The sequence below is a fragment of the Sphingomonas sp. CROZ-RG-20F-R02-07 genome (assembly GCF_022662335.1).
GTDB lineage: Bacteria > Pseudomonadota > Alphaproteobacteria > Sphingomonadales > Sphingomonadaceae > Sphingomonas.
Genome location: NZ_JAKNQJ010000012.1, coordinates 13,974 through 39,836 on the forward strand (window position 1 = coordinate 13,974; position 25,863 = coordinate 39,836).

Below are 25,863 nucleotides of genomic sequence, written 5' to 3' on the forward strand. Positions count from 1 at the left end.
GAGGTGGCCGGGATCGACGACGACAAGTTCAGGATCATCGCCGATCCCAAACGACATCTGCTTCGCATCGCGCTGATGGGTCACTGGGAGGTAGCCGACGTGCTCAGATACAATGCGGCCCTTGGCGACGCCGTGCAAGGGATGCGTACCCAAGGATGCCCGCCTGGCAGCATCGCGGCCATGGTCGACACCCGCAAGGGCGGCGTGCAGTCGCAGGACGTAGTGGCCGCATGGCAGAAAGAATTAGGTACAGTCACGCCCCCACCGCGCCGGTTGGCCACAATCGTCTCCAGTGCACTGCTGAAGCGGCAGGTCGACCGCATCGCCATCGCCAACCAACGCCTCTTTGATAACGAGGACGATGCGATGGCTTGGCTGCTTTCCGGCGAGGACATCCGTTGATCAACGCCACACCGCCCGACGCAGCAAACAATCGCCCGATCGGCGCCGCAGGCTGGGCCTGGGCGGCGTTCCAGGGCGGTCGCGACCCTTTCATTGCGCTGGTCACGATCTACGTCTTTGTGCCCTACCTCGTGACCACGGTGATCGGGGACCCGGTGCGCGGGCAGGCCCTGGTAGCGTCCGGAGCCAAATATGGTGGTTGGGTCGTCGCACTGACCGCCCCCTTGCTCGGCGCGGTCGTGGACCGGATGGGTCCACGCAAGCCATGGCTTGCCGGCGTTGTCGCGATCATGCTGCCGCTCATGATCATTCTGTGGTGGGCCAAGCCGGGCGGCGCTGGGCTCAGCGTGCCGACGACGATCGCGATCCTTGCCGCGCTGGCGGTGCTGTTCGCCTGGACGCAGACACTGCACAACGCGCTGCTGATCCCTGCAGCGGGCCTGCGCCGCGCAGGAACGGCATCGGGTCTGGGCCTCGCCCTCGGCAACATCGGGTCCGTTTCCGCGCTCGTATTCACGCTGTGGGCGTTCGCGCTGCCTGCCAAGGGCGGCGGAGGCATCGTGCCCACGCATCCGTTGTTCGGGCTGAACGTTGCGACACATGAGCAGGACCGGATCGTGCCTGTGATCGCCGCCGTGCTGCTGGCACTTGGTACGCTACCACTTCTAAGGTGGGTGCCCGACATCCCATCGAACGGCATACGCGTCGGTCGCGCCGTCCGACTCGCGTTTGGCGACCTCCGAACGCTCGTCCTCGAAGCGCGGGGATACCGCGACGCCCTGGTCTATCTGGGTGCCAGCCTCCTGTTCATCGACGGCCTCACCGGCATCCTGATCTTCACCGGCGTCTACTCGGCCGGGGTGATGGGCTGGCATACCGTGGAGCTGCTCGCGCTTGGTCTCATCCTGTCGACGTTCGCAGTCGCGGGCGGCCTTCTGGCAGGCTGGCTTGACGAGCGGTTCGGTCCCAAGCGCGCGCTGATCATCGAGATTACGGGCGTGGTGGTAGGACAACTACTCTCGCTGGGCAACACGCCGAAGCTCCTGTTCTACCGGGCGTTTGATCCGGCGGCTCACGCAGCAGCCTGGTCGGGTCCGGTGTTCCGCACAGCACCTGAATTGGCGTTGATTGGATGCGACATACTCGGCGCAATTACCGTGACGGCCGCCTACGCGTCGAGCCGCACAATGCTCACGCGGGTCGTGCCACCCCACAAGATCGGCATCTTCTTCGGACTGTTCGTCATTGCCGGCACCGCGACGATGTGGCTCGGACCACTCCTCGTACAGATCGCCACCGCGGCCACCGGCTCGCAGCGCGCCGGTCTGCTGCCTCTCTCGGGACTGCTCGTGGCAGGGCTGTTGATGCTTCTGCTCGTTCGGGGCGGCGGACGATATGTCGAGGAAACCGCTGAACGAGAGGCGCTCCAATGACGCGACCCGATATCGATCCGGTATCCCATCCGGCCGATCTAGCGACCGATGCCGCACGCCGGTTCGGCATGCGCCCTGCGTATACCGTCGTCATGCCGGACGGCACGCGCGAGACGCTGAGCTTTGCAGACGTCGATCACCTGTCGGACGTGTTCGCCGGCTTCTTGGCATCCCCCCTAGGCGCAAAACCAGGCGACGTCGTTGCGGTTCAGCTCGCCAATGGCCTGGCATTTCCAATCGTAGTCTTCGGCGCGTGGAAGGCGGGGCTGATCGTCACGCCGGTCAATCCCTACTATACGGCGGTAGAAACCTGGCGGCAGCTGCTAGACAGCGGCGCACGCGTAATGGTCGCCGACCGGTCCGCCGCTGACCTTGTCCGTGGCTCGAACAACCTTCCCGACTTCGACATGGTCATCGTCGACGGTGCCGGCATTCCGGTAACGGCGGAACACAATGTTGCGCCCAATCCCTTGTCGCTCGGCGGAGCCGAGCGATGCTGGGCATTCGGAGAAACCCTCGAGGGCGACGCCGCAGCGTTTCGCCTCCGCCACCCCATTTGCCTCTACCAATATACCGGGGGCACCACCGGAAGCAGCAAGGCCGCGATAATCACCGCCGCCAACTTGCTCGCGACTAGGACGATGGTGGGTGAGTTCTTCGGCAGCCACGGATCGCCGATAGCCAACGGCACCGCGCTGACTGCGCTACCGCTCTATCACATCTTCGCGTTCCTCTTCGGCATGCTCGTCTATGTGGACGCAGGCACCCACAATATTGTCGTGCCGCTGGCCCGCCCGATCTCGAACCTCCGCCCGGCATTCGAACACCACGCTATCGACTGGATGGCGGGCGTCGACACGCTCTACGCAGGCCTTCTCGCGGAGGAATGGTTCCAGGCGTCGCCTCCCCGGCTGAAGTTCGCTATTGCTGGAGGTGCCGCGCTTCGTGCGTCCGTCGCCATCGAATGGGAACGGCTCGTTGGCCCCATCCTGGAGGGCTACGGGCTTACCGAAACGACGGGGATCGTCAGCTGCAACCCGCCGACGAACGCCCGACGGATCGGCTCTATTGGCTTCCCGGTAACGGGGGCGGCCGTCCGCATCGTCGACGACGAATGCTCCGATGTTTTGCCAGGCATCGCAGGCGAACTGCTCGTCCGCGGGCCGCAGGTCGCCGCAGGCTATCTCGATACATCGATCCGGGAAGACGCGTTCGCGGACGGCTGGTTCAGGACTGGTGACATCGCGGTAATCGATTCGCTCGGCGTAATTACGATCATGGACCGCAAGAAGGACATGATCCTCGTGTCCGGGTTCAACGTCTATCCCAACGAGGTCGAGGCAGTGCTCGCCTCGCACCCGCAGGTGCTCGAGGCGGCTGTGGTAGGGGTGGAAAGCGAACGCTCAGGCGAGGCCGTCCGCGCATACGTCGTGTCGCGAGGCGCAACTGCAACGCCAGAAGAACTCGACCGTCACTGCAGGCTGTCGCTTGCCGCTTATAAGGTACCACGCGAGTTCGTGTTTATAGAAAGCTTGCCTAAATCGGCAGTTGGCAAGACCCTACGCGCCGAACTGCGTAAAGCGGCGACACCACGACGCTTCCATCTTCCAGGGATGCAGGCACGATGAGGTTCCTGTCCCCGCGGACGATGATGGAACCGTAGATCGGGCCGAGAGCGATTAGAGCGCCACCGGCTCGGATGGCGGTGGCCACTGGGCGAGCCGCCGACGTCAGCGGTAGAATCAGCATTAAACCCTGGGCGGGAGGTGCCATCACCACTATGGCCAGTGCTAGCGCGCCGAACAGCACCCGCATCGCCGCACGGTCGGCCGTCTTACCCGCTGTCAGGGCCATATCAGGGTAAGCCGTGCCACGTGGCACACCCTGGCCAGGGGGCCGGCTGGAGCATGTTCGAAATCGTACGCTAAGCGCTCCGACCGTTCTGATTGGGATCGTTGATCGGGAAAGCTCGCTTGTAGCAAGCTCACTACGCGAGGCGCAGGCGATCAGTCATAGAACGCTTTTGCAAGGCACCTTCCAAACGCCACAAACCGTCGAACGGATCGGCACCGGCGTCTTGCACAAGCTGCGCGTAGGCAACCTCGAAAGCCTCATGTGAGCCGACCAGACGCTCGGACATGGCGATGCCTTGCGCGGTAAGCGACACGATCGTGCGCCGCCGGTCGGCTTCATTCTTGGCCGTTTCGACTAGCCCGAGCGTGGTAAGTTGCCTGATCCATTGGATCGCAAGCGGGTGAGACTGGCGAAGCGCCGAAGCCATTTTCGTCACCGATTGCGGTCCACGCCGATAGAGCAGGTGCAAGGTCGAGGCCGTGCGCGGTGGCACGTCCAAGCCCATGTCGGCATACCATGACACGCATCCTTCGATGATCTCATCGGATAGCCGCCTCAGGATGTGGGCGAGGAAGAACACGCCTTCTGCCTGCACGAAATCCGGCTGGTCCGTTTCCGCCTCCATCGATCTTCACTCCGGTTGACTAATATGTAAGTCCTTACATAAAAGTGGCCGGCATGGAAGGGTGGCGACGATACCGATGATTGTAAAGAAGCATTGGGACGTGGCGGTGCCGGTCACACCGGCGGCGATCGGTGCCTTCTTGTGCCTGCTGGGGCTCTGCTATCAGGCGCATGAACTAGGGCATCACCTGTTCGGCGGCATCGTCTGCGGACGCCTTGGAACGGTGAGCTTATCGACCTTCACGATCGCCGATGGTTGCGCCCGCGTGCCGGACCTCACGACCGAGCTGCTCGGGCCGGCGATCAGCCTAGTCATTGCCTATGGAGCTACTGCTTGGCTGCGCCATCGTCCGTCGCTCCCGGCATTCGGGCTTGTCTTCGCGAGCTACTACCATCTGCGCTGGGTGCCCCCAATGCTGGGTGGAGGCGACGAACTCGATGTTGCACGCAAGCTGGGCTTCGATCACGCCTGGGTGATCGCGGCGTTGTTGTTCCTGATCGGATTATCCCCCGTCGTCATCGCATGGCGCGCCGCAATGACGCGAGGACGTTGGTGGCGGGTTGGGCTCGCTTACCTTTTGCCACTGCCGATCCTGCTGGAGGTGGACACGTTTGCGGGTCGTGTGTCGGGACCGGGTGCATTGGTTCCGGCGCTATCACGCATCGAACTCCTTCATATCCCGGTGTCGCTGTTGCTCGTGGATCTCGCTCTTGCAGTCGGCTTCGCGATTATGAGCCGCCGTTGTCGGGCGACAGGCGGCCTGCCCTCCGAAAGACTATGACGTGAACCACCTTCTCGAAAACGAAGGTTCAGCGAGACAGCCGGGTAGTTTGGGCCGATCGCCTACGTCACCCCCGACCGGCTTTCCCGAAACCTGTTCCAAATGAGTTTTCCCGAAATTGCCCGTTGAACGTGGAGAAACGGGACGCTCCGCAAACGAGGGTTTGCGTGACGATCGCTGGTCCTGTTCGATCGTAGGCGATCCATGTCACGCAACCCGTCACTCGATCTATGCGCCGCAAAGGCTGCTCAGGTACAATCTCGAACATCCTCACCGGTCCCGGGTTAAGCGTATTGTCAGCGCTCGATATCGCCTCGATCGACGTCGCGGACCGGAGGGGTTATGGTCGGCGCCGGGGTGGTTCGCTGTCTCGCCAGCTCGAGGTTGATCCCGTCGGCCACCGCTGTCAGCCGATCAAGGGCTGATGCTCCCGGCTCATAGCGGATGGTGATATGGCCGCTGGTTACATCGGCCAGCCGGTCGGTTAGCGCCGACATTGTGCCCTCGCGGGCCACCCAATCACGCATGTTGCTCGCACGGCCGAGTTCTGACGCCGGCTCCTTTTTCCGCAAGACGGCCAGGCGCATGTCCTCGACGTTCCGTTCGGCCTGGTTGTGGGCGATCGGCTCGATGACCGCGATCTCGCGCGCCACATCCCTGATCGTCATGCGACGATCGGATGGCTCCTGGTCGCGACCCCGCTCCAGCGAGCGTCGGACGATCTCCTCGAGAGGATCGGCGTTTTTGTAGCGCTGGACCTGGTTCGCGAGATTGAACTTGAGTTCGTAGTCTTCCCGTGTCGTCGCCGCCATCGCGTCAGCCATCGTGACGCCAGGGTTTCGGAGCTGGATCACGGCCATGTCACGCGCGATGTAGAGGGCGTCGCGGGACTGCGGTGTGACGTTAGTCGTTCCCCAATCGAGCTGATGCCCGTTTTCGCGGGCCAGTTGCTCCGTGAAGGTCCGGAGCGTGCGGCTGTTGCCCTCTCAGAACGGATGAAGATAGTCGAGGCGCGCATAGGTCTGTGCGACCGCTTCGGACATGTCCAGCGTGTCATAGCCCCGTAGCGCCTTGCCACCTTGTAGGGCTTCGTGCGGCGCGGCGATCAGGATGAGAACGCGCCGTCAAACAGGATGAGGATCGGGAGGGGGTACGGCGGTGCAGGGCGTAGCCCGGAGCCGATGTAGCCCCTCCCGATGGCGCGTTCCCGACGGGGCGTTGCCGCTGATGATCACGGTCGGTCGGGTATCCCGGCTTCCTCTCTCGCAGGGGAAGCCTCGGATGCCTGGTCGCCACATCAACGATCATCAGATGAGGCTTTATATGAAGTTCCGACACAGTGACGGCGTCGCGACAGCGGCGGCCAAGGCCGGGTTCAGCACGGCGACCGGATACCGGATCGCGCACGATCCGCAGCTGCCATCGTAGAAGACGAGTGTCCGGGGACGACGTCGACCCGACCCGCTGGCCGATATCTTCGACGCCGAGGTCGTGCCGTTGCTGCGCGCGGCACCGGGTTTGCGGTCGATCGCGGTGTTCGAGGAGATACTGCGCCGCCATCCCGATCTCGGGACCGGGGTCCGCCGGACGCTGGAGCGGCGGATCCGCAGCTGGCGGGCGCTTCACGGCGAGGAGCAGGAGGTGATCTTCCGCCAGACCCACGAACCAGGCCGGATGGGGTTGTCGGACTTCACCGACATGGCCGATCTTGGCATCACCGTTGGCGGCATCCCCCTCGATCACCGGCTTTATCACTTCCGTCTCGTCTGGTCGGGGTTCGAGCATGCCCATGTGATCCTGGGCGGGGAGAGCTATGTGGCGCTCGCCGAAGGGCTGCAGAACGCGCTGTGGGCGCTCGGCGGCAGCCCGATCGATCATCGCAGCGACAGCCTGTCGGCCGCGTTCCGCAACCTGGACGCCGATGCCCGATCCTCGACGACATGGCGTACGTCACCAAGGACCAGGCCGAGACGTCGGTGCTCTTCGAGCTCATCAGCGCCCGCTACGAGCAGCGCTCGATGCTCATCACCGCCAACCAGCCGTTCGGCGAATGGAACAGGATCTTCCCCGATCCCGCCATGACCCTCGCGGCCGTCGACCGGCTCGTCCATCACGCCACCATCTTCGAGATGAACGTCGAAAGCTACCGGCGACGAACCGCCGTCCAGCGGCGCACCGGCGCAGGGCGACCCCCAACCTATGCGACAATCAAAACGACCGAGCAGCCGCCGTCCCGCGACAATCAGGACGCGACATAACCCTTGCCAGCGACAATCCGACCAGCCATCCGCGTCGCGCCGCGATAATCAGTTCTCATCCTGATTGACGCGCCTCTCACCCAGATCGTCGCGCTACAGCTTCGAGCGTCGGGCCGAGATTGCGATCGATCTCGGGTCGGAGGGCATACGGCACGAGGAAGCGATTGCCTGACGCCTCCAACTCACGGTTCTTGAAGTGGCCCGGCGCATCCGGTCGGAACTCGCCTGGACGATGTTCGGGTAGATCCTGGAAGATGCGGCGATGCACCTCCTGAAGATGGGCTACATCGAACTGGCCTTTTACCGGATCGTGTTGAAGCTCTCGAACCCGTGCAAAGGTAAGGGCGGCTTCGCGCTGGCTAATCAAGCCGAGCGAACAGTGTCTGATAACAGGATAGCCGCGGTCAGCTCGTCGCTGGTGATTTCGCCGGCGACGTAGCGCGCGTTGAGTTGCTCGATCTCGTCCGAGAGGATGCCGCCTTCATAGCGAACACTTCCTCGAGCGAAGTTTACCTCGCTCAGGCGGCGTGCGCGTTCTGCCTCGCTGATCGCAGTGGCAGATGATGTGACGGGCGTTGCGACATTTATCGGGCGATCCTTTCGAGCGAACTTCATAGCACAAAGCCCTGCTTGATACGAGGAACAGAGTGCACCCTCCCCTTTGATAATGCTGGCGGCCGGCGGCCGGCGGTCATTCGCAGCACCGCTTTGCGGTGCGGATGGAGGGGGGTGCATCCCCCTCTGGGCAAGGGCTGGACCGTCTTCGCGCAAGCGCTCCGCTTGGCGATCGAGGGGGTTTCCCCAACCTTCCCGGCGCTGCGCTCTGGTGCAGGCCGGGTGATCCCCCTCCCCCTCGATCGGCCCTAGTTTTGCCCATTCACCCCCCGCTCTCGGGGAGGGCCAGAAGTCGATGTGCGCATCGCCTTCGGCTCTATTCGAGAAAGGAAAGACCATGGAAACCAATCGCTGCCCCGCGGGCCTGCCTGGCTAGGGTTATTCAATGCAAGCGGCTGCTATTGCCAGCGCGTTGGTGGAACGGGAAAACGCTCATATCTTGCGTAATCGAGTCCGGGACTGGTTGGATCGCTTCGAGGATCCCTCTAGCCTGCCGTTTGAGGACATGGATGACGGACGGGTGTTTGCAGAGTTTTTGACTGATCTCGCTCGGGTAGGCGCGGGTCTGAGGCCAAGCGAATGAGGGGTTTCAACGTCCTGTCGCTGCCTTAGCGGTCCTTGCTGGGCTCGGCCGCGCTTGCGCGGGCGCGCCTCGCATCGAGGTCGCTCTCTTCGATCTTCGGCCGGCTTCCGGTTTCGATGCGCTGGGCTAGGTCGCGGTGAAGCGTCACCAACTCGGGCGGAGAAGCTCCGCCCTCGGTGGGTGCGAGCTGGCGTTCCGCAGCGTCGAAGAGATCGATCGCGCCTGCCAATTCGGGCTCGGCATATAGCTCCGTACTCTCGCCCTTTCGCCATAGCTCCGCGAGTTCCTGAGACCGTTCAAAGCCGGTTGCTGCTGATCGATCCGTTGCCCGTGTTGTGGTCGGCCGCGCAGGTGGTACTGCTCCGCGCTCTTCGATCTTTGCTCGCGTTATGGCTGCGAGCCGATACCGAAGGAGACGGGACTCCGGTGTGTCGGTCGGTGAAGGGGTCTGCTGCTTTTTGAGAAGTGCGATCAAATCTGCTGCGTTGGCGCTCGCGATCGCCGTTTGCCAATCGACCAGGGCGCGCTCGGTCGACGCCAAGTCGGCAGGTTGGCTGAGAACCAACCGCTCCAGCATAGGGTTGTCTTCGAGATGGACTGGGAGCGGCACAGGCCGGCCCAGAACCGCCGCACCGGTGACGGCGATTAACTCGCCGGTTGACTTGAAGTCGGCACTTTGTTTTTTTCGGCTTTCGGCGATAGCCGAGGTCAGCCGCTCCGCAATGATCTCTAGGCCAGAAGCAATTCCAGCGGTGCGCCTCTGACCCGTGTCGGCGGCTTCTTGGGTCCGAAGAACGTCCTGGTGGAGTGCGCCGATCGCGTCACGGTTGTGATCGGTCTGGTCGGCGATCTTGCCCATGATCGGTTCAAGCAACCGGAGCCATTTATGCGTGGTTGCGTCGCCTTCGACGATGTTGGCCAGGATCGCCTCTTGGAAGGGTAAGAGGCTGTTGATGGGCGCCAGACCGGTGTCGATCACGTCGAGCCGGCGCTGCATCTCCAGTTGAGTTTCCTCCACCCGGGCATGGCTCCTAGCAAGCGCCGCCACCTCGCCCCGGAGCAAGGACACGGCGTCCATCAGGGCGGCCAGAGCAACAGTGGAAGCGTCGGAACTCATCTGCTGGGTCCGTCCCTATCCCTCATCCGATCGCGGTCGAGCCGCTCTCGGTTGCGCTCCTCCGCCTGTCGAAGGATCTCGTGGGCGCGGGTGAAATCGGTAGGCTCGCTAGGCCCACTGATTTCCTCGGTAATCGCACGTAGTCGATCGCTCAGCGTGCCTGCCTGGTCGTGATCCTCATCCTTGCCACGGCCGCCACGGTTTTTCTCGACGATCTCACGAATCCGTCTTGCCACGTCGTTGGGTGGTTCAACCTCGCGCTCGCGCTGGAAGCTTGTCGGTTTCCCTTCGGCGGCCGGAGCAGTCAGCCGGTCATGCAAAGCCTGAAGTCTGTCGATCCCGGTGTCGATGCGTGGCGCCGTCACGGGGGGGACGCGAACGGGTGCGAGAACCGGCGCCGAGACTATAGGTTCGACACGCTTCTCGGCGGCAAGACGCATTGCCCTGACGGAGTTCGGTTCCGGCGCCGGCATCGTCGTAACGAAGCGTTCTAGGCTCCGCGCAACGAGCTGGTCAGCAGCCGACGGCGATGCCGATAGCTCGGTGATCGAGCGAACGTAGGTGGCGCGCACCGTCGCCTGCCGGCTCGCCAGCATAGCCACAACCGGGTCTTCGCGGCTCTGCTCGCGGAGCCGCTGTGCGCGTGCGAGGCGGCTCTTGTCGATCTCCGGAACCTGCCCCTTCTCGCGCATTTTCACGGCGGCGATCGGCTCATGCTTGGGGTCGATGCCGCGTGCTTTCGCCGGCGTCGCGTTCGCCTCGATGCCGCGATCGCGCAGCTTTTCGGCGAAGCGCTGGCGATAGCGGAAGAGGTCATCCCTGTCTGGATGGAAACGCCGCCCGTCATGATCGCGACGCGCGATGGTGAGGTGAACGTGTGGGTGTTCGCGGTCGACGTGGAGCGACGCAACCCATGACCGGTTCGCAAACTCCTCCCGCGCAAAGTCGAGGGCCGCGCCCTTCAGGCGCTCGGGGTCGGTGCCGGTGGGCATCGAAAGGATCATGGAGATCGACGTCGCGCCCTTCCTTCGAGCGTCGCCATCCATCTCCCAGCCGTTCCATTCCTTAGCGAGCAACTGCATGTCGCGGGCATCGCGCAGTACCTCGCCTTCGCTCGTCTCAAGCCCCAGCTCGCTCTCATCGGCGTGGCCCAGACGGCTGATGTAGGAGAAGTTTGCGAGCACATGGCCGCCCCCATGCTGACGCCCGGTGATCCGAACAACGGCCTCCGGCACACGGCGCGATGTGCGCTCAGCCGTCACCACGGCGCGGCCGCTCATGCGGGTCTGTGACCCGCCTCCAAACGCGTGCTTGGCCTGGGTGGTCGGTCGCGATGCTGCCGAGGAGGATGCAGGTTTCGGGAACATCGACGCGACGGCCATGCCGAGGATCGTGCCCCCGGTCATCGGACCTTTCGCGTTCCCTCCCCCCGATCCCATCCGGTATTTCTTAGGGGGCGCGAATACGCCCGCCATCGAGTCCATCGTACCAGAGGAGAACCGGAAGCTCACTTGCTTGGTCCTTCGTCCTTTCGAGTCCAATACCCGATTTCACCACCGATCGACGACGCCAGCGTGCGCCTGGTCTCGACCAGCAGGCCCCTCAGCTCCGCGCACGTCTCAAGGAACGAGCCCGCGATCCGCGCGATGTCGAGGGAGCTTTCCGGCTGGTTCGCCGCGTTCATCGCGTGGACGGCCTGGTTGATGTTCCGTCCGATGGCGAGGACCTGCTTACGGACCTTGCCGATCTCCGTTTGAGTCGTGGGAGCCAGCCGCAGCAGCGCGGCCTTGTCCCATAGCTGCCAGCGTATTGTACGCTTGATCCACTCGTTTCGGGTGAGCCGCATCGGTGCGCCTACGGTGTCGATGGCTTCGATCTCGCTCCGGTTCAGGCGCACCGTCACGCGGATATAGTCGTCCGGATGGCCCCTGCCCTGCACCGGCATGATCGGCACGCTCTGACTCTCCGGAGACACCGCCGCGACGGTGAGCGCGGTCGTGATCCAGCTACTACGGGTCTGCCCGTTCGCAGCGGCGATCCGGTCGATCTCCGCCGTCAGGTCATCGCTTAGCCGGACCGTGACCTTCATCTCCAAAGCCCCGTGCAGCGGCGCCTCACAAACCAATGTCCGACATTGGTGCCGTAAGGCATATCCTGCCATCCCTTAGCTCTCATCCTCATTGGTCTTCCAAATCATCCCCGCACCCTGCATCTTCTCACAGACGCGGAGCCGGAGCAACTGTCTGCCGTGAGCTCCCTCTTAGATCGTCAGTTCTTCTTGGTCGGCGTCGGCGATCCTCAAAAGGTGCACCTTCGGAGCGCGTTTTGTGATTGGATTATAAGCGATCCTGGGTTGATCGATCATTCTAGCAATCTTGGCTGTCGTCCGACATGATGCGCCCCTGATCAGCTCACCCCTTGGAGACCATCAAATGCCGCGATCGTCATCGAAACCTGCCGATCTTCCCACGATCGAAACACGCAAGAAAGCCTTACTCGCGGAGCTTGCCCAACTTGAGGAACAGGCAAAAGCCGCTGAGGTTGCTGCACGCGATGCTGGCCGACCCGTACTTCTTGCCGCCCTCGATCGCATCAAAATTGCGGCGATGAATAAGTCAGACGCTCGGGCAATCGCATCGGCTATCAACCAGCATGGTGGTGCGGCCGTTGCCTCGCACCTTGCTTCAATTATACCCGCCTCCGGGGCGAAAACGGAATCGTAATCGGCTAATCGACGTTCCTGTCGATCACGTCGGATCCTGTGACGCCGGTCCAGGCGCTACGTGAGCTGGAGGTCGCGGCCGAGCTAATCCCTCACGGACTACAGACCGGATCGAACGTGGTTGAGGCCATACGGGTTCTGAGGCGACAAGTCGAGCGATGGCGTTTGCCGTACCTGTGAGAGTATCTTCAGTTCCATGCCACTGCCAAACCGAACCCCTCGATAGGCCGGCCGTGTCCCTGACGTTGGGGTTCAACTGTTATGTCGGGGATCTGGTAAAACAGTCCGACGTCGATCACGCGACCGATGCCGACCGCACGTGCTACGTGGCGAACTACGACTCGAGGACAGAGGTGGTTCTAGGAATCTGAACAGCGGGGATAAGTGGATTGCCGATCTAACAGCGGTCATGCTGGCCGCGAAGAGGAGGCAAGATGAGCAAGCGACCCCGCCGGAATCACAGCCCGGCATGCAAGGCGAAGGTGGCACTGGCTGCTGTGAAGGGCGAGAAGACGCTAGCCGAGCTGGCGCAGCAGTTTGACGTACATCCCAACCTCATCAACCAGTGGCGGGCGCAGCTGCTGGAGGGGGCGGCAGACGTGTTCGGGGCGGCTCCTGCAACGAGCGAACCCGCGGTCGATATAACCGTGCTGCACGCCAAGATTGGAGAGCTGACGTTGGCGAACGATTTTTTGGCCGGTGCGCTCGGGAAAGCCGGTCTGTTGCCGAGCGCAAAGCGATGATCGACCGTGACCATGCGCTGCCGCTGGCTCGCCAGGCGCAGCAGCTCGATATCAGCCGCGGCAGCATCTACTATCTCCCGCGGCCTGTATCCTCGGCCGACCTAGCGATCATGCGGCGCATCGACGAACTTCACCTGCTCTATCCGTTCGCCGGCAGCCGGATGCTGCGCGATCTGCTCCGGCAGGAAGGCGTGGTCATCGGGCGACGGCATGTCGCGACGCTGATGAGGCGAATGGGGCTCGAGGCGATCTACCGCCGTCCGAACACGTCAAAACCTGCGACGGGGCACAAGATCTATCCGTACCTGCTGCGCAAGCTGGCGGTGACCCGACCGAACCAGGTTTGGGCGACCGACATTACATACGTGCCCATGGCACGCGGCTTCGTCTATCTGGTCGCTATCGTCGATTGGTTCACCCGGCGGGTGCTGGCCTGGCGGGTGTCAATCTCAATAGACGTCGCGTTCTGCATCGAGGCGCTGGAGGAAGCGCTTGCCCGTTATGGCAAGCCGGCGATATTCAACAGCGACCAAGGCTCACAATTTACGAGTTCCGCCTTCACCGCCGTCCTGCACCGCGAAGAGATCGCCATAAGCATGGATGGAAAGGGTTGTTGGCGCGACAACGTGTTCGTTGAGCGCCTCTGGCGCTCGGTGAAATACGAGGAGGTGTACCTCAACGCCTACGCCTCGGTTCCCGAGGCCCGCGCTGGGCTCGGCCGATATCTTGCGTTCTATAACAGCGTCCGGCCACATTCAGCGCTTGGTGCCAGAACACCGGACCAGGTATACTTCGACCAACCGCTTCTCGCAGCGGCATGATCAACCAGCGGCGATCCACTTATCCAGACCGCGAGCCTGTTCAGACAACCGGGGCCACCTCTGACCGTGTTGGTTAGATCGGCCTGGGCAGCCTCTTTGCTTCGGGCGGTCAGTCGTGCGGCCACGCGCAGCCGGTGGTAGTCGTCTCCGTGGATCAGCACGTTCGCTATTATCAGCCACCTAAACCGCGCTCAAAGGCAGACATACGGCGGGAGCCGCTATGGCGCTCGCTCAGTGCCTGAGTGCGTATACCGTTCCGCAGCTAGGCTTTGGACACGTTCAGCACGCTGGGCCATTTCGTCCCACCGCTCTGCGGATCGAAGTGCGCGAGTGCGAACATTAGGGAGTGTGGCAATCTCAGCCTCTGCACGCTCGGCGTCTGCACGAGCCCGGTACAATTTTGGATCGTCGCTCATCTCGACGGTTTACCTTTTTCGACGTTGTTCCGCTAGCGATGCTGGCTGCGAGACCCTTTGCCTTGACTGAGCGCTTCCTGCCGGTCAGCTGCTACCGTCAATCTATGTCGTGACAATGTACAGCTGCCACTACAGAATGACGGGCGGCATCTGCTCCCGAAGAGCGCGGCTCTTCCGGCCGCTGACGCGACCGACAACAAAATCTCACCTTGCCGTCGCCCAAACGCGCGCCTGCGGTCGGATCGATAAGCGATGCGGCCGCTCGCATAGCTTAGTCGGCCGCGAACCGCTTGGCCAATCTGGCGCTGGAACCGCTTTTGGCGGCGAGCTTGGCAGCGTAGCGCATCACAGTATTAGGATCACGCCAGCGATAGGCCTGCATGATCGCCGGCAGGCTTTCTCCAGCCGCAAAATTGTCCTGCGCAACGCCAACCCGGATCGAGTGGCTCGACACCGCCGCGATCCATCGCTCGAGTTCGCTCTCGCCCATGGCGCCGAACAGTTTCTTCGCGAATGCTTGGCGGACGAGCCGCTTGTAGATGATCCCGATTGTGCCTGGATGCAGCGCCCCCGGCCCAACCGATCGCACACTGCCATCGAAATAGGTCTCAACCCGCCGGAACAGCGGCCCCTTATCGATCCCGCCCTTGTCCCGCCAGCGATCGATCGCGCGCATCGTCGCCGGCGATAGATAGGCATGCGCGCCCTGCCCTTCGCGATCGGTCTTGCTCCTGGGGATGAGCAGCGTCCCCGCCCCCTCCCCATCCGGACCCTCGATGTGCGTCACGTCGATCGCGACCAGTTCGGACCGTCGGCAGCCGGTATCGTAGGCAACGCGTAGGAGCGCCTCGTCGCGGGCGCCAAGCATATCCTTGCGGCAGGCTTTGATGAGCGCGATGAGGGAGACGCCGGCTGCAGGCCCGTCGAGGTCGGTGACATCCCCCTTGAAGCGTATCGCCCGCGCCTGGACCTGACGAGTACCGACCGCCTTGCGCGCGGCCTTGAGTTCGAGGCGGACTAGCGGCGCCGCGGTCGGGTCTTCACGATCAGCCATGCGGTACGCCCAACCGATATGGACGAGATAGCGGCCGATAGTTGCAGAGGAGCGCTCCTCGGTCGCCCGCGCGGCCTCGGTACTGACATCCTGGCCGGAGAGCGCGCGAACATAGGCGGCGACAGTCTGCGCGGTCGCCGCGCCGGTCTGCACATGCGACCGCCGACACCATTGATCCCACAGGCGCAGATCGGAAAGGAATGCGCGCACCGTGTTCGCCGACCAGGCACGGGAGGCCGCGGCGACGAGCTGTGGATCTAGAAGACGCCGCTGCGGCGCGAGCGCCGTAACTTGGCCCACGATGGCGACAAGGCTGCCGCTTGAGCCATCGTGAAGAGGAAAAGGCACGTTTTCAGCCATCGTTCTCGCGTTACCGCGATCAGCGGCTAATGGCTAGGATCGCGATAACCTTTTATTATCGCGACCGACAGCCTTGTTAACATAGACGGAGGAGGTGTGTTCGGGCTATTATCGTGGTCATATGGTACCTCAAAAGCCATCTGATCTCGAGGACGACGTTGAGCCGATTGCCGTTTTGATCGAGCGGGCGAGCGTGGCAATTGGGCGGTTGGATGCTCATGTTTCCGTCAGTTCTGCCGCAAAGGCATGGAGCCTCCGTGCGGCTTGGATGGGCTATACCCGGGCGCTGCAGCTGGTCGGCACTGAAATTGACGATATTGATGTATTTTCGTGGGGGTCGGGCGTTTCTATTCCCCATCGACCACGCCGTCACACGCTTGATGATAGCTTTGCGCACTTCACTCCGTGGCGCGCTCGGCTGGTTGCAGATGGCCGTCATTGGGCGGAGGACCTCCCTTTTGACCCTACCTCGGACCAGTCGGGCCGGCCTGTGCCGATGCTGGTACGCGCGCTTGCTCTTCAAGCAGCCTATCTGAAGGCCGAGCGCTCGATCGATGCCTGGCTATCGTTGCCCGTGTTTCTTCATCGGCTCGGCCTGACGGAGCGCCCCCTGCCCTGCCTGGTTGAGGGTGATCGTCGACTCCTGTTCGCTCCACGGGACCACGGGCCATCTTCACGTCGTATTTTGCGCGGCTTGGAAGCCGCAGCGGTGAAAGGCCGAAAGGCCCTGATAGCGATCGAAGATGGTCACGTGCTTGCCATATCGGCCTTGGCTAAGGAGGCTCGCCCGACCGCCTTGAAACGACTGGTCGCGTTACTGATGCAGGCGCCTGTTCAATCGCCGGAGAGTGTGGCGCGACGCCTCAAACTTACACTATCTGGCGCAGGCAAACTTCTCAGCCGCGCTGCATCGTTAGGACTGATACTGGAGGTAAGCGGCCGACGTGCCTGGCGGACATATGTCGTTCCTGATTTGGCGATCGCGCTCGGTTTTATCGCTCCGCCTAAAGGACGACCGCGATCCCGTCCCACGCTGGATATCCCGCACGTCGACATCAACTCGTTCTTGCAGAACTTCGATCGTGAGATGGCGGAATTTGACGCTCGGTTTTCGTCCGATAGACCGACTTAGGACAGGTCTTCCGGCTTCTATCTACGCGCTATTTCATCCTGTTATGCGCTGAACCCGTTGGTACACCTTGACTTTAATGGCCGCTAGTTTGGTACTTGATGGTACCGCTTGGTAGCTCGAACATGTCTAGGCTACCTAACGATACCCGATTAAGTCGTACCCATTGGTAGGCCGTAGTACCAATGCAATGGAGGGTAGTGGGTGCCGGACTATCGGAATGGGAACGCCTTGGCACCGTACGAGACCGTAGCGACGTCTTGCCTACCAACCGCAATGCGACTAACTGCAAGTCCAGCAGAGGGTACCGAAGGCAACCCGCGCTCTAGAGATCTGGCGCACGGAGCCAGCGACTGACGATCTGGGAGGTCCTTTATGCCCGTCATAAGCTTCGCGAGCCCAAAAGGGGGTGTCGGAAAAAGCACGTCGGCACTGATCCTCGCAAGCGGACTCACTCAAGCCGGCGCCAGCGTAACCGTCATCGACGGCGATCCAAACCGAACGCTTCATAACTGGTCCAAAAATGCCGGGCCCGGGGCGTTCTCATGTCGCGAGCTGCCTTCGGACAACGAAATATTGGATGCGATCGAGGACACCGCGACACGAAGCCAGTTCGTTATCGTCGATCTCGAAGGCACGGCGAATTTAGCGATGTCTCGCGCCATTTCGCGAACTGACCTCGTCATCATTCCTCTTCAAGCGTCCCCCGTTGACGCCCGTCAGGCTAGTCGGGCGATCAAACTTGTCATCGACGAGGGCAGGGCGCTTCGCCGTACGATACCGTATCGGATGCTTTTCACGCGAGTAAACCCAGCGATAGCCACGCGCGACGAACGGGAAATCCGGACGCAGTTCCGCGACGCCGACATCCCCACGTTTCGCATTGCTTTGAATGACAGGGCTGCGTTCAGGGCAATGTTCACCCACTATCGCTCCCTTTGGGAACTTACCGACGAGGCCGCTGGCACAGATAAGGCGCGGCAAAACGCCGCAGCTTTCGTGGCTGAAGTTACCCAAGAAATTAGAAATCGGCAGCAGGCTCAGGAGCACGCAGCATGAGCAAGATTGACCTCGGCCTTGGAGACTTGTCGGATATAAAGCCAAACGCGCCCCGGCCGCAGACGGCATCGCAAGATCGGTCGGAGAGCGCTACTATCGACACGATCGGCCGAGATCATGGCTTCATTAAGCCATCGGTGCCCGCCACATTGCCGCGACGTCGACGCACTGCAATGCAAGGCGAGCCCCAGCACCAAATCAGCATCAAAGGCCCCGTTCGCGTGATGGAGCGGTTGATCGATTACTGCGATCGGGAACGGATTGCGTATTGGGAGGCCCTCGAAAAGTTTCTCGATCTCGCGGAAGAGCGAGGCTACTGACGGAACGGTTTGGCTACGGCGCCTTCCGGACCAGACATACGGACACGACAGCAAACGGCTGTTGGATCGGCTGATTGTCGTGTCCGAAACCCATCGGTTTCGGAGACGGCGTCAAGCGCAGCCTAGGTTCATTAGCCGCCGACTATTTCTCGCATCGTCGGATCGGGAAGGTGTGGATTATGCTTCGAACGAGAAGGTGCGGCATAGCGGCTGTTATCGGCCTGACAGCGGTAGGCGGAAACGCAGCGGCGCACGTCGGCTTCGTGCAAGATCAGGCGCAGTTCCGAGCGGCGGTCGAGAACGGATCGACATCGCCGTCCTTCGTGCTTGTTACCATCCTCGACGGCCGGTCCGGCAAGCAGCGGACGGGCTGCACCATGGCGGGTTTCCTTCTCCATGCTATCGCCATGGAGGAGAGACTTGATCGCCGCGACTATCACGGGCGCATGCCTCCCGGCGTCAGCGCGCGGGTGATGGCGAAGGCGCTCGCCAGCAAGGATCATGTCTACACATTCCAAAAAGCTGAGGCGCTGGCTGCGATGCCGACTGACGTTCGGGGTTCCGATCGAACCTGCGAGATCATTCGGTCCGGAACTCCAGCCTATATACAGGATCGCACCGGGCAGGTCATGCCGGGGCAGCCGTAGGTGGCGCGCGCCCGGTGGCATCGCGCCGGCTTTCCTGCTGATCGATGGCGGCTTGGACCTTTATGCCCACCGACGATGATGCAGAAATGGTGATTCGACGCCTGCTCGCCTAAAATGGCGGAAATCCGTTACCCTGCTGACACGCACTTCGGGACGTGCAAGATACCCAGCGTTCGGGAGTAGAGTGGCATGGCTGATGATCTGACTATGCTGGCGAGCCGTCGCGTTGTTGTTGCCCCCTAAAGGCCTGACAGAGCCTCGCTGGTTTGCGCGATGAACTCGCGGGGTGATCGATAGCCTAGAGCGCGGTGCGGATGCACCTCGTTATAGTGGGCGAACCAGCCTGGCAGCTGATCGATGACGGTCCTGGCATCAACGCCGTGATCGCGGAGCATAGCGATCTGGTTGAGATCTACTCGATCGACGAGAGTTTCTACCGGCTTCCAATACGATCCAACGGGCTCGGCGACATCGGGGCAGCGCGCAAGCTGCGCGAGGAGATCGAGCGGCAGACTGGTCTGCCGACGAGGATCGGCCTCGGCCCGACGCGGGCGTTATCCAAGGTCGCCAACGCTCTCGCCAAAGCTACGGAGAAAGTCTGGGGCGGAGTGGTCGATCTCCACGACGCTGAGCTGCGCGCGCGGCTTTTCGCCGAATGGCCGGTGAAGGAGGTTTGGGGCATCGGGTCGGCGCTGGCGGCGCGGCTGCACCCCTTGGGAGTGCGGACCGCGGCCGACCTGGTGGCGTTGCCACCGGCGGTCGCCCGCGATGTCGGCACCGTGGTTCTCGAGCGCCTTGTGCGCGAGTTGAACGGGATCGAGTGCGACGGCTTCAAGCCCGAGCCGGAGGCGAGCAAGGCGACGGCGGTGACGCGCCAATTCGGTGCGCCGGTGACGGATCTCGAGGAGCTGCGCGAGGCGATGGTCCGGCGCGCGGTGCGCGCGGCCGAGAAGATCCGTCATCAGGGCTTGGCGGCGACGCGTCTGATCGTGTTCGCGCATGGGTCGCGCTATCGGCCGAACCCGCCCTCTGCGAGCCGTCAGACGCGCCTCTCGCCGCCCAGCAACGATCCGCGCATCATCGCCGGCATGGCCGGCAAGATGATGGAAGCGATGTATCAGCCGGGGGGCGTCTACACGAAGTGCGGCGTCCTGCTCGAAGAGCTGGTGCCGCAAGGGGCAGGGCAGGGCGACTTGTTCGCCGTGACCGACCCGCGAGCGCCGGGGCTGCTCGCGGCGATGGACGGCCTCAACGATCGCTTCGGGCGTGGGACCATTGGGATCGCGGCGCAGGGTTTCGGCGCGCGCGCGTTCGATACGAAGCGGAGCCAGAAGAGCCCGGCATGGACGACGCGGATTGCTGAGATCCCGGTCGCCCGATAGACGGGATCCTGTCGCTTGGCTTTGGCGGCCTGGACTATGTGCACGCACGGCGTCGAGGACAGCGGATCGAACGCGTGTTCGGCCACCTGAAACGCAACTTGGGGCTACGAACGCTCAAGCTGCGGGGCCTGTCAGGAGCCGCCGAGGAGTTCACCATGGCCGCCGCGGCATACAACCTTCAGCTGCTCGCCCGGCAGGCTGCGTCGGCCTGATACACAGCGTATCCTCCGGTGGCCGGCGTCACCAGCCATCCGCCACGCCGATTTCGCGCAGGCCTTTTTCAACAGCCTCCTTCGGTTGTGCCACCTACAACAATTTCTCGTGCTGCTACGGCGAAGTTCGTTATTCTGTCGCCGCCAGCGACATGGGATCTCGCGTCGCCGCCATACGAGCTTTTGCGCCTCGACGCCGCGATTTCTCGTCCGATCGCCTTCAGTTGTTTGAGTGCTCATGATCCTTCTCAGTTGTGACAGGGTGTTGTTGTCGATCAACTACGCCGAGGCGGTGCGAAGCCGCTTCAAACGGTCGCCGCGCTGGCAAGCAGAAGCAGAATGAAAATAGCCGCATTGATCTTCGGCTCACGGAAGCTGATGAAGGCGATGGTAATCGCAAGCCACGCCACGCCCCCGGCAAGCGAGAGCATCGTTACCGGTGCCTGCGCCAGAACCGCCGGGGCACTCCATGCCAGCCATAGGCAGAGCAGTCCGAACAGCACCTGGCCCAACGCGAATGACGAATGCAGGCCGTAGAATAGCGTCGTCTCCGGCCCAGCGGACCGCTTGCGCCGAAAGTGCTGCGAAACGACGTCGATCGTGAAATGAACGGTGCCGCTGAAAGCGAGCCAGCCATAGGCGGCATAGGTGAAAACCTGATGCACGGCGTTACCTTTCGTGAAGTGCGATCGAGGAAGTGTTCAGGCGGCTTGCGTCGTCGCGCCGACCTTCGCCAACTGCTTGAACATGAAGCTCGGCGCGAGACGGCTCATTGCCTTGAGCACGTTGCTCAGGCCCGGCCGGATTTCGAGCTTGCCGGCTTCGATGCCGTTGATCGCCTTGCCGACGAGCACCTGGACGCTCATCGCCTTCTGCCCCTGATACTCCTTCTCGAATTCGCCCCGGAACAGCGGCGTTTCCGTGCCCGGAGGGGCCAACTCGATCACCGTGACCGAGGTGTTCGCGAGCTGTGCGCGAAGCGACTGCGAGAAGGAGTGGATCGCCGCCTTGGTCGCGCAGTAGATCGGAGAGATCGGCATCGGCACGAACGCCAGGCCCGACGACACGTTGACGATCAGCGCGTCCTTGCGCGACTTCAGGTGCGGCAGGAAGGCTTGCACCATCCGGACCGGGCCATTCAGGTTGGTTTCGATCTCGCGCGTCACGTCGAGCAGATCGCGCTCCTGATTGAGGTTCAGGTTGCGCATGATCCCAGCGTTGTTGACCAGCACGTCGAGCGCCGCAAACTTCGCCAGCACGGCGTCGCGAAGCGCAATAATCGCCGCTGGATCGCTCGCCTCGCTCTGGAAGACATGCAGCCCGGGTGCCGCCTTGCGCGCGGCGTCGAGCTTCTCCTGATCGCGCCCGGTCACCATGACGACGTTGCCGCGTTCGAGCAGCCGCTTGGCCAGCTCCAGGCCGATCCCACTCGATCCGCCGGTAATCAGGATGGTTTTGCCCTTGAGCTTCATGACTGAGTTCCTTGCCGCTAGTTTGAGGGCCTACGATCGCCTGCCCATTTCTCCCTTTCCCACTGACACTAACTATCGTAAAGTAGGCACGTAATAGTTCTATACGCACCTAAAAGAGAGTGTCAGTGACGCAGTTGGCGCAGTTCACCAAGGAGGAGATCGCGGCAGCCCAGCGCTACCGGATCGAGACGCCTCCGCCCGATCTCGATCCGCGCATCGAAGCGTTGGTGAACGACCTCATCGGCCGGGTCGCCGATAAATGGACCATGCTGATCCTTGAGGCGCTGACGGAACACGGCACGGTGCGGTTTACACAGCTAGGCAAGCTGGTTGCCGGTATCAGTCAGAAGATGCTGACCCAGACCCTGCGGCAGATGGAGCGTGACGGTCTGGTGACGCGCACTATTCACCCGGTAGTGCCCCCAAAGGTCGAGTATAAACTTACCGCCTTGGGTCTGACTCTTGGTGCAGCATTTTGTGGCGTATGGGTCTGGGCATCCGAGAACCTTGAAGCAGTGGACGCGGCGCGACAAAGATTCGATCAAGGACGCCAAGTTTAATCGTCAAAGAGGCCTTTTGGTACGTCAAGGCTCGTGGCGATGTCACAACCGGTCGGGACTGTGAAAAAGGCCTGACGCCTGCCCTGATCGTCTCGATTGAGATACCTTCGAAAATCGGCAACAGTATGAACGAGTAGCCGCTTTCGGAACTGGAATGCCGCCGGGTGATGGCTGGGACTTTCGAGCGGCTTGATATGGCAAGGTATCCTTACGGCACGATGACGAGCTTGCCTTTTGGCAGCCCATTCGCCTCCAGCTTTGTGATCGCCGGGATGGCGTCAGCTAGCGGGATGACACCGGCGATCGACAGTTTGAGTTTGCCGTTGGCGGCGAGCCGGGCAAGTTCCTCAAGGATGGTGGAGGGCGTCTTTGCGATCACGGCTTTGTTGCGCCGCGTGAACAAGACGCCGATCATTTTTTTAGGATTGAGATTGATGTGCAGCGCGACCCCTTTGCTCGTCAGCATGGGCAAGCACTGGCCAGGACTCAGGACGCCCGCTGTGTCGAACACCACATCGAAGCTCTTGCGGTAGGTTTTAGGGTCGAACCCCCGGTAGTCGATGGCCTCATCGACCCCAAGCGCTTGGGCCTCGGCCACGCCGCCGGGGCTGCACGTCCCGACGACTTTCGCCCCGTGAACCTTTGCGATCTGAACAGCCGCACGACCGACGCTCCCAAGGCAGCCGTTTACAAGAACACGCTGGCCGCTTTGCAACTTCGCCGTGTCTATTAGAGCCGTCCAAGCGGTCGCTCCCGCGATGGGCAGCGTCGCCGCTTCCTCGAAGCTGATCGACTCGGGTTTGATAGCGGCCGTGTCCTCGGCGGTGAGGATCGTGTCAGCGAAGGTCGCGGATTCTTTCACCGTCATCGCGCCGAACACGGCGTCGCCTACTTTGAAGCGCGTCACCGCTCGCCCAACCGCCTCGACCACACCCGCGAAGTCGGTCCCCACGCCGCGCGGGAAGTTCTTGCCGGTCATCATCTTCATCGTGCCAGCTCGTATTTTCCAGTCCATCGGGTTGGTCGACGCGGCCTTTACCCTGATGCTAATCTGGTCGTCACATGGCGCTTTGGGCTCGACGTTGTTCAACCGTAGCTCTTCCGGGCCACCATAGCGGGAATACTCAATGCGACGCATGGTCCAGCTCCTTACTCGGCCGGAGGCGTCCGGGTTGACCCGATCTTACGCCTCCACCATTATCCGGGGATACTCCCCGCTTAAATAAGCGGGGACACTCTCCGTTTACAAGGGGTTAGATTGGTAAATGTAGCCGGACAACCGCGTAAGCTGCGCGCCGACGCCTTGCGCAATCGCGACCGGCTGCTCGAAACAGCGCGCGAGGCGTTCGCGAGCGGCGGTGCGGACGCCAGCCTTGACGACATTGCCAAAAAATCCGGCGTTGGGTCTGCCACGCTCTATCGACATTATCCTACACGCGAGCTGCTGATCGAAGCCGTTTACCAGCGCGAGGTCGAAAAGCTCGGCGCGATGGGAGCCGAGCTGCTTATTTCTGCTCCGCCCTTGGCGGCGCTACGCACCTGGATGATGACGTTCGTCGATCATGTGATCGAGAAGCATATCATCGCCTCCGCTCTAAACGAGACGGCATACGCAACCGCCAGTGTGATCATCCAGGGCACGATGGAGCGCCTGGCGCGGCGAGCGATAGACAATGGCGACCTGCGGCCGGACACGGTGCCTTCTGACCTTCTCAGGGCCATGATCGGCGTGCTGCACATCCGGGCCGGTCCCGACTGGCAGGAAAGCGCGAAACGGCTGGTCGATATCCTGCTGCGGGGAGCAAGCGGCGAGCGCGTGGGCTAAGGCCGGATGAAGACAATCCTTCGCACGTCTGCAAGAAGAAAAGGCGTCACCCCTGGGTAGAGATGCGTTCCAGCGTCACGAACGGACCGCCTCGGTAAACGACGTTTCCAAAAGGGATATAACCAAGTTTTTCCGCCAAGATCAAAGATGCCCGATTGTCAGGCGCTATCAGGCAGACAGTGCGTTGGCGACCTTCGCTGCTGTTATACCACTTCAAGGCAGCCATCCCTGCTTCATAGGCGTATCCGCGTCCTTGAGACTTCGACGTGAAAACCCATGCTGCTTCACCCACCCCGTCGAAGTCGCTACCCAAACCTCGATGAAAATCAGCAATGCCGGTTTGACCTAAAAAACGATTCGTTGCTTGTTCGACAACGGCGAACATTCCAAAGTTAAAAGTTGCCCAGTGCCCGGCGTAGCGCAAGAGCCTATTCCACGCATCCTCTGCTCGCATTGGCTGACCGCCAAGGAATTGGGCCACCATCGGATCGGAGACCATATTCAGGTAGTCGTCGAAGTCCGAAATATTGTAGGGGCGAAGGATAAGCCGGGCAGTCTGTATCATCATACGTCATGCGTACCGGTCAGATTGCGCAAAGGGAAGGTAGCTGCGCGCTGGTCGCTCTGCCTTCTCATTTCTCGATCCCAATCGGGACGGCTTCAGCCGTTTGCATCGGACAAGATCGTGTCGAACAGCCGCCTTTTCGGTCGGAAGCACTGTCACCGGATTTGGCCGAATGACGATCCGATCTGACGTCACAGGACGAGTTTTCGTGTCAAAGGACATGGATAATACATCTGGGTTTGGTCACGTCAGGGAGCGTCACCCGGGAGGCCGAGACCCGCAGGGGCTCGGTAGAGCACAAGCGGAACAGAACTCGGCCCCGCCCTGCAGGGGCGGGTAGACGCCCGCAAGGTGGGCTTTGCGGTCGGGCCGGTCCATAAGGCGAGACCACAAAAGCGCGGAGTGAAGGTGATCCAACCCGATCCTGAAGAAGCCGTTCTGCTCGACATCGAGAGAGGTCTTCTACAGCTTCACGATCGAAGTTCCGCTTTGAGCAATTTGGCTGATCCGACAGGGGTGGCCGGGGAGAGCGCCGCATTAAGCCGCGAGGTGACAGCGAAGGTCGTGGCGGCCGCTGCCGAGATCATTGAGGATGTTGGAGAAATCTCGCGGCAGAACATGCTTCTGCTGGAAGAGGTGGTGGCCTCGGTTCGCACGTTGCAACGGGCACATCAGCGAAGGATGGAGCCTTCGCCCAAGGTTACGCTGCGTCACCGGGTAACGCTCCCGCAGTTCTGCGTACTGGGGATCGCCGCAGTGATCGGCGTCCTCTTCACTGCGTACCTGATTGGCTATGTGCAGGGGTTCCCCGAGGGCTGCGCGCGCGGCATCCGTGATGCGATGGCGCACAGGGCGGCGTGATACATGACGAGAGCGGGGCGGCAGCGCCGCCCCATCGCTGGTCACTC

General features: G+C 62.0%; 27 protein-coding genes and 3 pseudogenes. 18 read left to right on the top strand and 12 right to left on the bottom strand.

The window, feature by feature from the left end; translation table 11 throughout:
• The first annotated feature begins 3 nt into the window (after positions 1 to 3).
• The 3 genes from L8H00_RS15010 to L8H00_RS15020 are packed head-to-tail and all read left to right on the top strand — an operon-like array spanning position 4 to position 3,463.
• Positions 4 to 402, top strand: a complete 399-nt coding sequence (locus L8H00_RS15010; RefSeq protein ID WP_242098119.1) for a hypothetical protein — start codon at positions 4 to 6, stop codon at positions 400 to 402.
• Positions 399 to 1,835, top strand: coding sequence for an MFS transporter (locus L8H00_RS15015; protein WP_242098120.1), 1,437 nt, complete (start codon positions 399 to 401; stop codon positions 1,833 to 1,835). Before L8H00_RS15010 ends, L8H00_RS15015 begins: the two co-directional genes overlap by 4 nt.
• On the top strand, positions 1,832 to 3,463 hold the full coding sequence (locus tag L8H00_RS15020) for an AMP-binding protein (protein ID WP_242098121.1): 1,632 nt from the start codon (positions 1,832 to 1,834) through the stop codon (positions 3,461 to 3,463). The genes L8H00_RS15015 and L8H00_RS15020 overlap by 4 nt, the downstream gene beginning before the upstream one ends.
• Before the next feature lie 359 nt (positions 3,464 to 3,822).
• On the opposite strand, the gene L8H00_RS15025 is transcribed toward L8H00_RS15020, so the two are convergent.
• Entirely contained in the window at positions 3,823 to 4,314 is a 492-nt protein-coding gene (locus L8H00_RS15025) for a winged helix DNA-binding protein (RefSeq protein WP_242098122.1), read from the bottom strand.
• A 100-nt stretch (positions 4,315 to 4,414) separates the two neighbouring features.
• On the opposite strand from L8H00_RS15025, the gene L8H00_RS15030 reads away from it, so the two are divergent.
• Positions 4,415 to 5,095: a hypothetical protein gene (locus L8H00_RS15030; protein WP_242098123.1), complete on the top strand. Its 681-nt coding sequence runs from the start codon at positions 4,415 to 4,417 to the stop codon at positions 5,093 to 5,095.
• 296 nt (positions 5,096 to 5,391) lie between these two features.
• On the opposite strand, the gene L8H00_RS15035 is transcribed toward L8H00_RS15030, so the two are convergent.
• On the bottom strand, positions 5,392 to 5,955 hold the full coding sequence (locus tag L8H00_RS15035; RefSeq protein WP_242098124.1) for a hypothetical protein: 564 nt from the start codon (positions 5,953 to 5,955) through the stop codon (positions 5,392 to 5,394).
• Between the two features lie 451 nt (positions 5,956 to 6,406).
• Between L8H00_RS15035 and L8H00_RS15040 the strand changes: the two are divergent.
• The 3 genes and pseudogenes from L8H00_RS15040 to L8H00_RS15050 form a co-directional block, all read left to right on the top strand.
• Positions 6,407 to 7,024, top strand: a pseudogene (locus tag L8H00_RS15040) (IS21 family transposase); the annotation flags it as partial.
• Positions 7,024 to 7,353, top strand: a pseudogene (locus tag L8H00_RS15045) (ATP-binding protein); the annotation flags it as partial. The pseudogenes L8H00_RS15040 and L8H00_RS15045, both read left to right, overlap by 1 nt.
• A 262-nt stretch (positions 7,354 to 7,615) precedes the next feature.
• Positions 7,616 to 7,792, top strand: coding sequence for a hypothetical protein (locus L8H00_RS15050; RefSeq protein ID WP_242098192.1), 177 nt, complete (start codon positions 7,616 to 7,618; stop codon positions 7,790 to 7,792).
• On the opposite strand, the gene L8H00_RS19005 is transcribed toward L8H00_RS15050, so the two are convergent.
• The 4 genes from L8H00_RS19005 to L8H00_RS15070 all read right to left on the bottom strand — a co-directional run bounded on the left by L8H00_RS19005 (position 7,717) and on the right by L8H00_RS15070 (position 11,757).
• Positions 7,717 to 8,307, bottom strand: coding sequence for an antitoxin VbhA family protein (locus L8H00_RS19005; protein WP_347340744.1), 591 nt, complete (start codon positions 8,305 to 8,307; stop codon positions 7,717 to 7,719). The two genes, L8H00_RS15050 and L8H00_RS19005, sit on opposite strands and share 76 nt — an antisense overlap.
• A 269-nt stretch (positions 8,308 to 8,576) precedes the next feature.
• A complete protein-coding gene (locus L8H00_RS15060) occupies positions 8,577 to 9,668 on the bottom strand; it encodes a hypothetical protein (protein ID WP_242098125.1) in 1,092 nt (363 codons plus the stop codon).
• Complete coding sequence (locus tag L8H00_RS15065) at positions 9,665 to 11,179, bottom strand: relaxase/mobilization nuclease domain-containing protein (RefSeq protein ID WP_242098126.1); 1,515 nt, start codon at positions 11,177 to 11,179, stop codon at positions 9,665 to 9,667. The genes L8H00_RS15060 and L8H00_RS15065 overlap by 4 nt, the downstream gene beginning before the upstream one ends.
• Complete coding sequence (locus L8H00_RS15070) at positions 11,176 to 11,757, bottom strand: ribbon-helix-helix protein, CopG family (protein ID WP_242098127.1); 582 nt, start codon at positions 11,755 to 11,757, stop codon at positions 11,176 to 11,178. Before L8H00_RS15070 ends, L8H00_RS15065 begins: the two co-directional genes overlap by 4 nt.
• Positions 11,758 to 12,100: 343 nt before the next feature.
• On the opposite strand from L8H00_RS15070, the gene L8H00_RS15075 reads away from it, so the two are divergent.
• Together L8H00_RS15075 and L8H00_RS15080 are read left to right on the top strand one after the other, a co-directional pair.
• The gene (locus L8H00_RS15075) at positions 12,101 to 12,391 is read left to right on the top strand and encodes a hypothetical protein (protein ID WP_242098128.1); all 291 of its coding nucleotides are present in this window, start codon (positions 12,101 to 12,103) and stop codon (positions 12,389 to 12,391) included.
• A gap of 433 nt (positions 12,392 to 12,824) precedes the next feature.
• A protein-coding gene (locus tag L8H00_RS15080; protein WP_242098129.1) for an IS3 family transposase occupies positions 12,825 to 13,954 on the top strand; the annotation gives its coding sequence in 2 pieces (ribosomal slippage) (positions 12,825 to 13,077 and positions 13,077 to 13,954; 1,131 coding nt in all).
• A gap of 687 nt (positions 13,955 to 14,641) precedes the next feature.
• On the opposite strand, the gene L8H00_RS15085 is transcribed toward L8H00_RS15080, so the two are convergent.
• A complete protein-coding gene (locus tag L8H00_RS15085; protein WP_242098130.1) occupies positions 14,642 to 15,784 on the bottom strand; it encodes a tyrosine-type recombinase/integrase in 1,143 nt (380 codons plus the stop codon).
• A 94-nt stretch (positions 15,785 to 15,878) separates the two neighbouring features.
• Here L8H00_RS15085 and L8H00_RS15090 point away from each other — a divergent pair, with 94 nt between their 5' ends.
• The 4 genes from L8H00_RS15090 to L8H00_RS15105 all read left to right on the top strand — a co-directional run bounded on the left by L8H00_RS15090 (position 15,879) and on the right by L8H00_RS15105 (position 18,939).
• Entirely contained in the window at positions 15,879 to 16,916 is a 1,038-nt protein-coding gene (locus tag L8H00_RS15090) for a hypothetical protein (protein ID WP_242098131.1), read from the top strand.
• A gap of 372 nt (positions 16,917 to 17,288) precedes the next feature.
• Entirely contained in the window at positions 17,289 to 17,972 is a 684-nt protein-coding gene (locus tag L8H00_RS15095) for a ParA family protein (RefSeq protein ID WP_242098132.1), read from the top strand.
• Positions 17,969 to 18,292 (top strand): hypothetical protein, encoded by a 324-nt coding sequence (locus L8H00_RS15100; RefSeq protein ID WP_242098133.1) that lies wholly within the window; start codon positions 17,969 to 17,971, stop codon positions 18,290 to 18,292. Before L8H00_RS15095 ends, L8H00_RS15100 begins: the two co-directional genes overlap by 4 nt.
• Positions 18,293 to 18,462: 170 nt before the next feature.
• Entirely contained in the window at positions 18,463 to 18,939 is a 477-nt protein-coding gene (locus L8H00_RS15105) for a hypothetical protein (protein ID WP_242098134.1), read from the top strand.
• Positions 18,940 to 19,178: 239 nt separating this feature from the next.
• On the opposite strand, the pseudogene L8H00_RS15110 reads toward L8H00_RS15105, so the two are convergent.
• Positions 19,179 to 19,313 (bottom strand): annotated as a pseudogene (locus L8H00_RS15110) (integrase core domain-containing protein); the annotation flags it as partial.
• Between L8H00_RS15110 and L8H00_RS15115 the strand changes: the two are divergent.
• Positions 19,269 to 20,321 carry a DUF4113 domain-containing protein gene (locus L8H00_RS15115; RefSeq protein WP_242098135.1) on the top strand — a complete coding sequence of 351 codons (1,053 nt, stop codon included), beginning with the start codon at positions 19,269 to 19,271 and terminating at the stop codon, positions 20,319 to 20,321. The pseudogene L8H00_RS15110 and the gene L8H00_RS15115 overlap by 45 nt on opposite strands.
• 74 nt (positions 20,322 to 20,395) lie before the next feature.
• A complete protein-coding gene (locus L8H00_RS15120) occupies positions 20,396 to 20,533 on the top strand; it encodes a transposase (protein ID WP_242098136.1) in 138 nt (45 codons plus the stop codon).
• Between the two features lie 305 nt (positions 20,534 to 20,838).
• On the opposite strand, the gene L8H00_RS15125 is transcribed toward L8H00_RS15120, so the two are convergent.
• A complete protein-coding gene (locus L8H00_RS15125) occupies positions 20,839 to 21,198 on the bottom strand; it encodes a hypothetical protein (RefSeq protein ID WP_242098137.1) in 360 nt (119 codons plus the stop codon).
• Positions 21,199 to 21,234: 36 nt separating this feature from the next.
• On the bottom strand, positions 21,235 to 22,005 hold the full coding sequence (locus tag L8H00_RS15130) for an SDR family NAD(P)-dependent oxidoreductase (protein ID WP_242098138.1): 771 nt from the start codon (positions 22,003 to 22,005) through the stop codon (positions 21,235 to 21,237).
• A 158-nt stretch (positions 22,006 to 22,163) separates the two neighbouring features.
• Between L8H00_RS15130 and L8H00_RS15135 the strand changes: the two genes are divergently transcribed.
• Entirely contained in the window at positions 22,164 to 22,565 is a 402-nt protein-coding gene (locus tag L8H00_RS15135; RefSeq protein ID WP_242098190.1) for a helix-turn-helix domain-containing protein, read from the top strand.
• Positions 22,566 to 22,773: 208 nt separating this feature from the next.
• Here L8H00_RS15135 and L8H00_RS15140 read toward each other — a convergent pair whose 3' ends face one another.
• Entirely contained in the window at positions 22,774 to 23,703 is a 930-nt protein-coding gene (locus tag L8H00_RS15140; protein WP_242098139.1) for an NAD(P)-dependent alcohol dehydrogenase, read from the bottom strand.
• Between the two features lie 120 nt (positions 23,704 to 23,823).
• Between L8H00_RS15140 and L8H00_RS15145 the strand changes: the two genes are divergently transcribed.
• Positions 23,824 to 24,390: a TetR/AcrR family transcriptional regulator gene (locus L8H00_RS15145; protein WP_242098140.1), complete on the top strand. Its 567-nt coding sequence runs from the start codon at positions 23,824 to 23,826 to the stop codon at positions 24,388 to 24,390.
• A 46-nt stretch (positions 24,391 to 24,436) separates the two neighbouring features.
• Here the strand turns inward: L8H00_RS15145 and L8H00_RS15150 are convergent, their stop codons facing one another.
• On the bottom strand, positions 24,437 to 24,955 hold the full coding sequence (locus L8H00_RS15150) for a GNAT family N-acetyltransferase (protein WP_242098141.1): 519 nt from the start codon (positions 24,953 to 24,955) through the stop codon (positions 24,437 to 24,439).
• Positions 24,956 to 25,363: 408 nt separating this feature from the next.
• Between L8H00_RS15150 and L8H00_RS15155 the strand changes: the two genes are divergently transcribed.
• Positions 25,364 to 25,816, top strand: a complete 453-nt coding sequence (locus L8H00_RS15155; protein WP_242098142.1) for a hypothetical protein — start codon at positions 25,364 to 25,366, stop codon at positions 25,814 to 25,816.
• Positions 25,817 to 25,863: the final 47 nt, after the last annotated feature.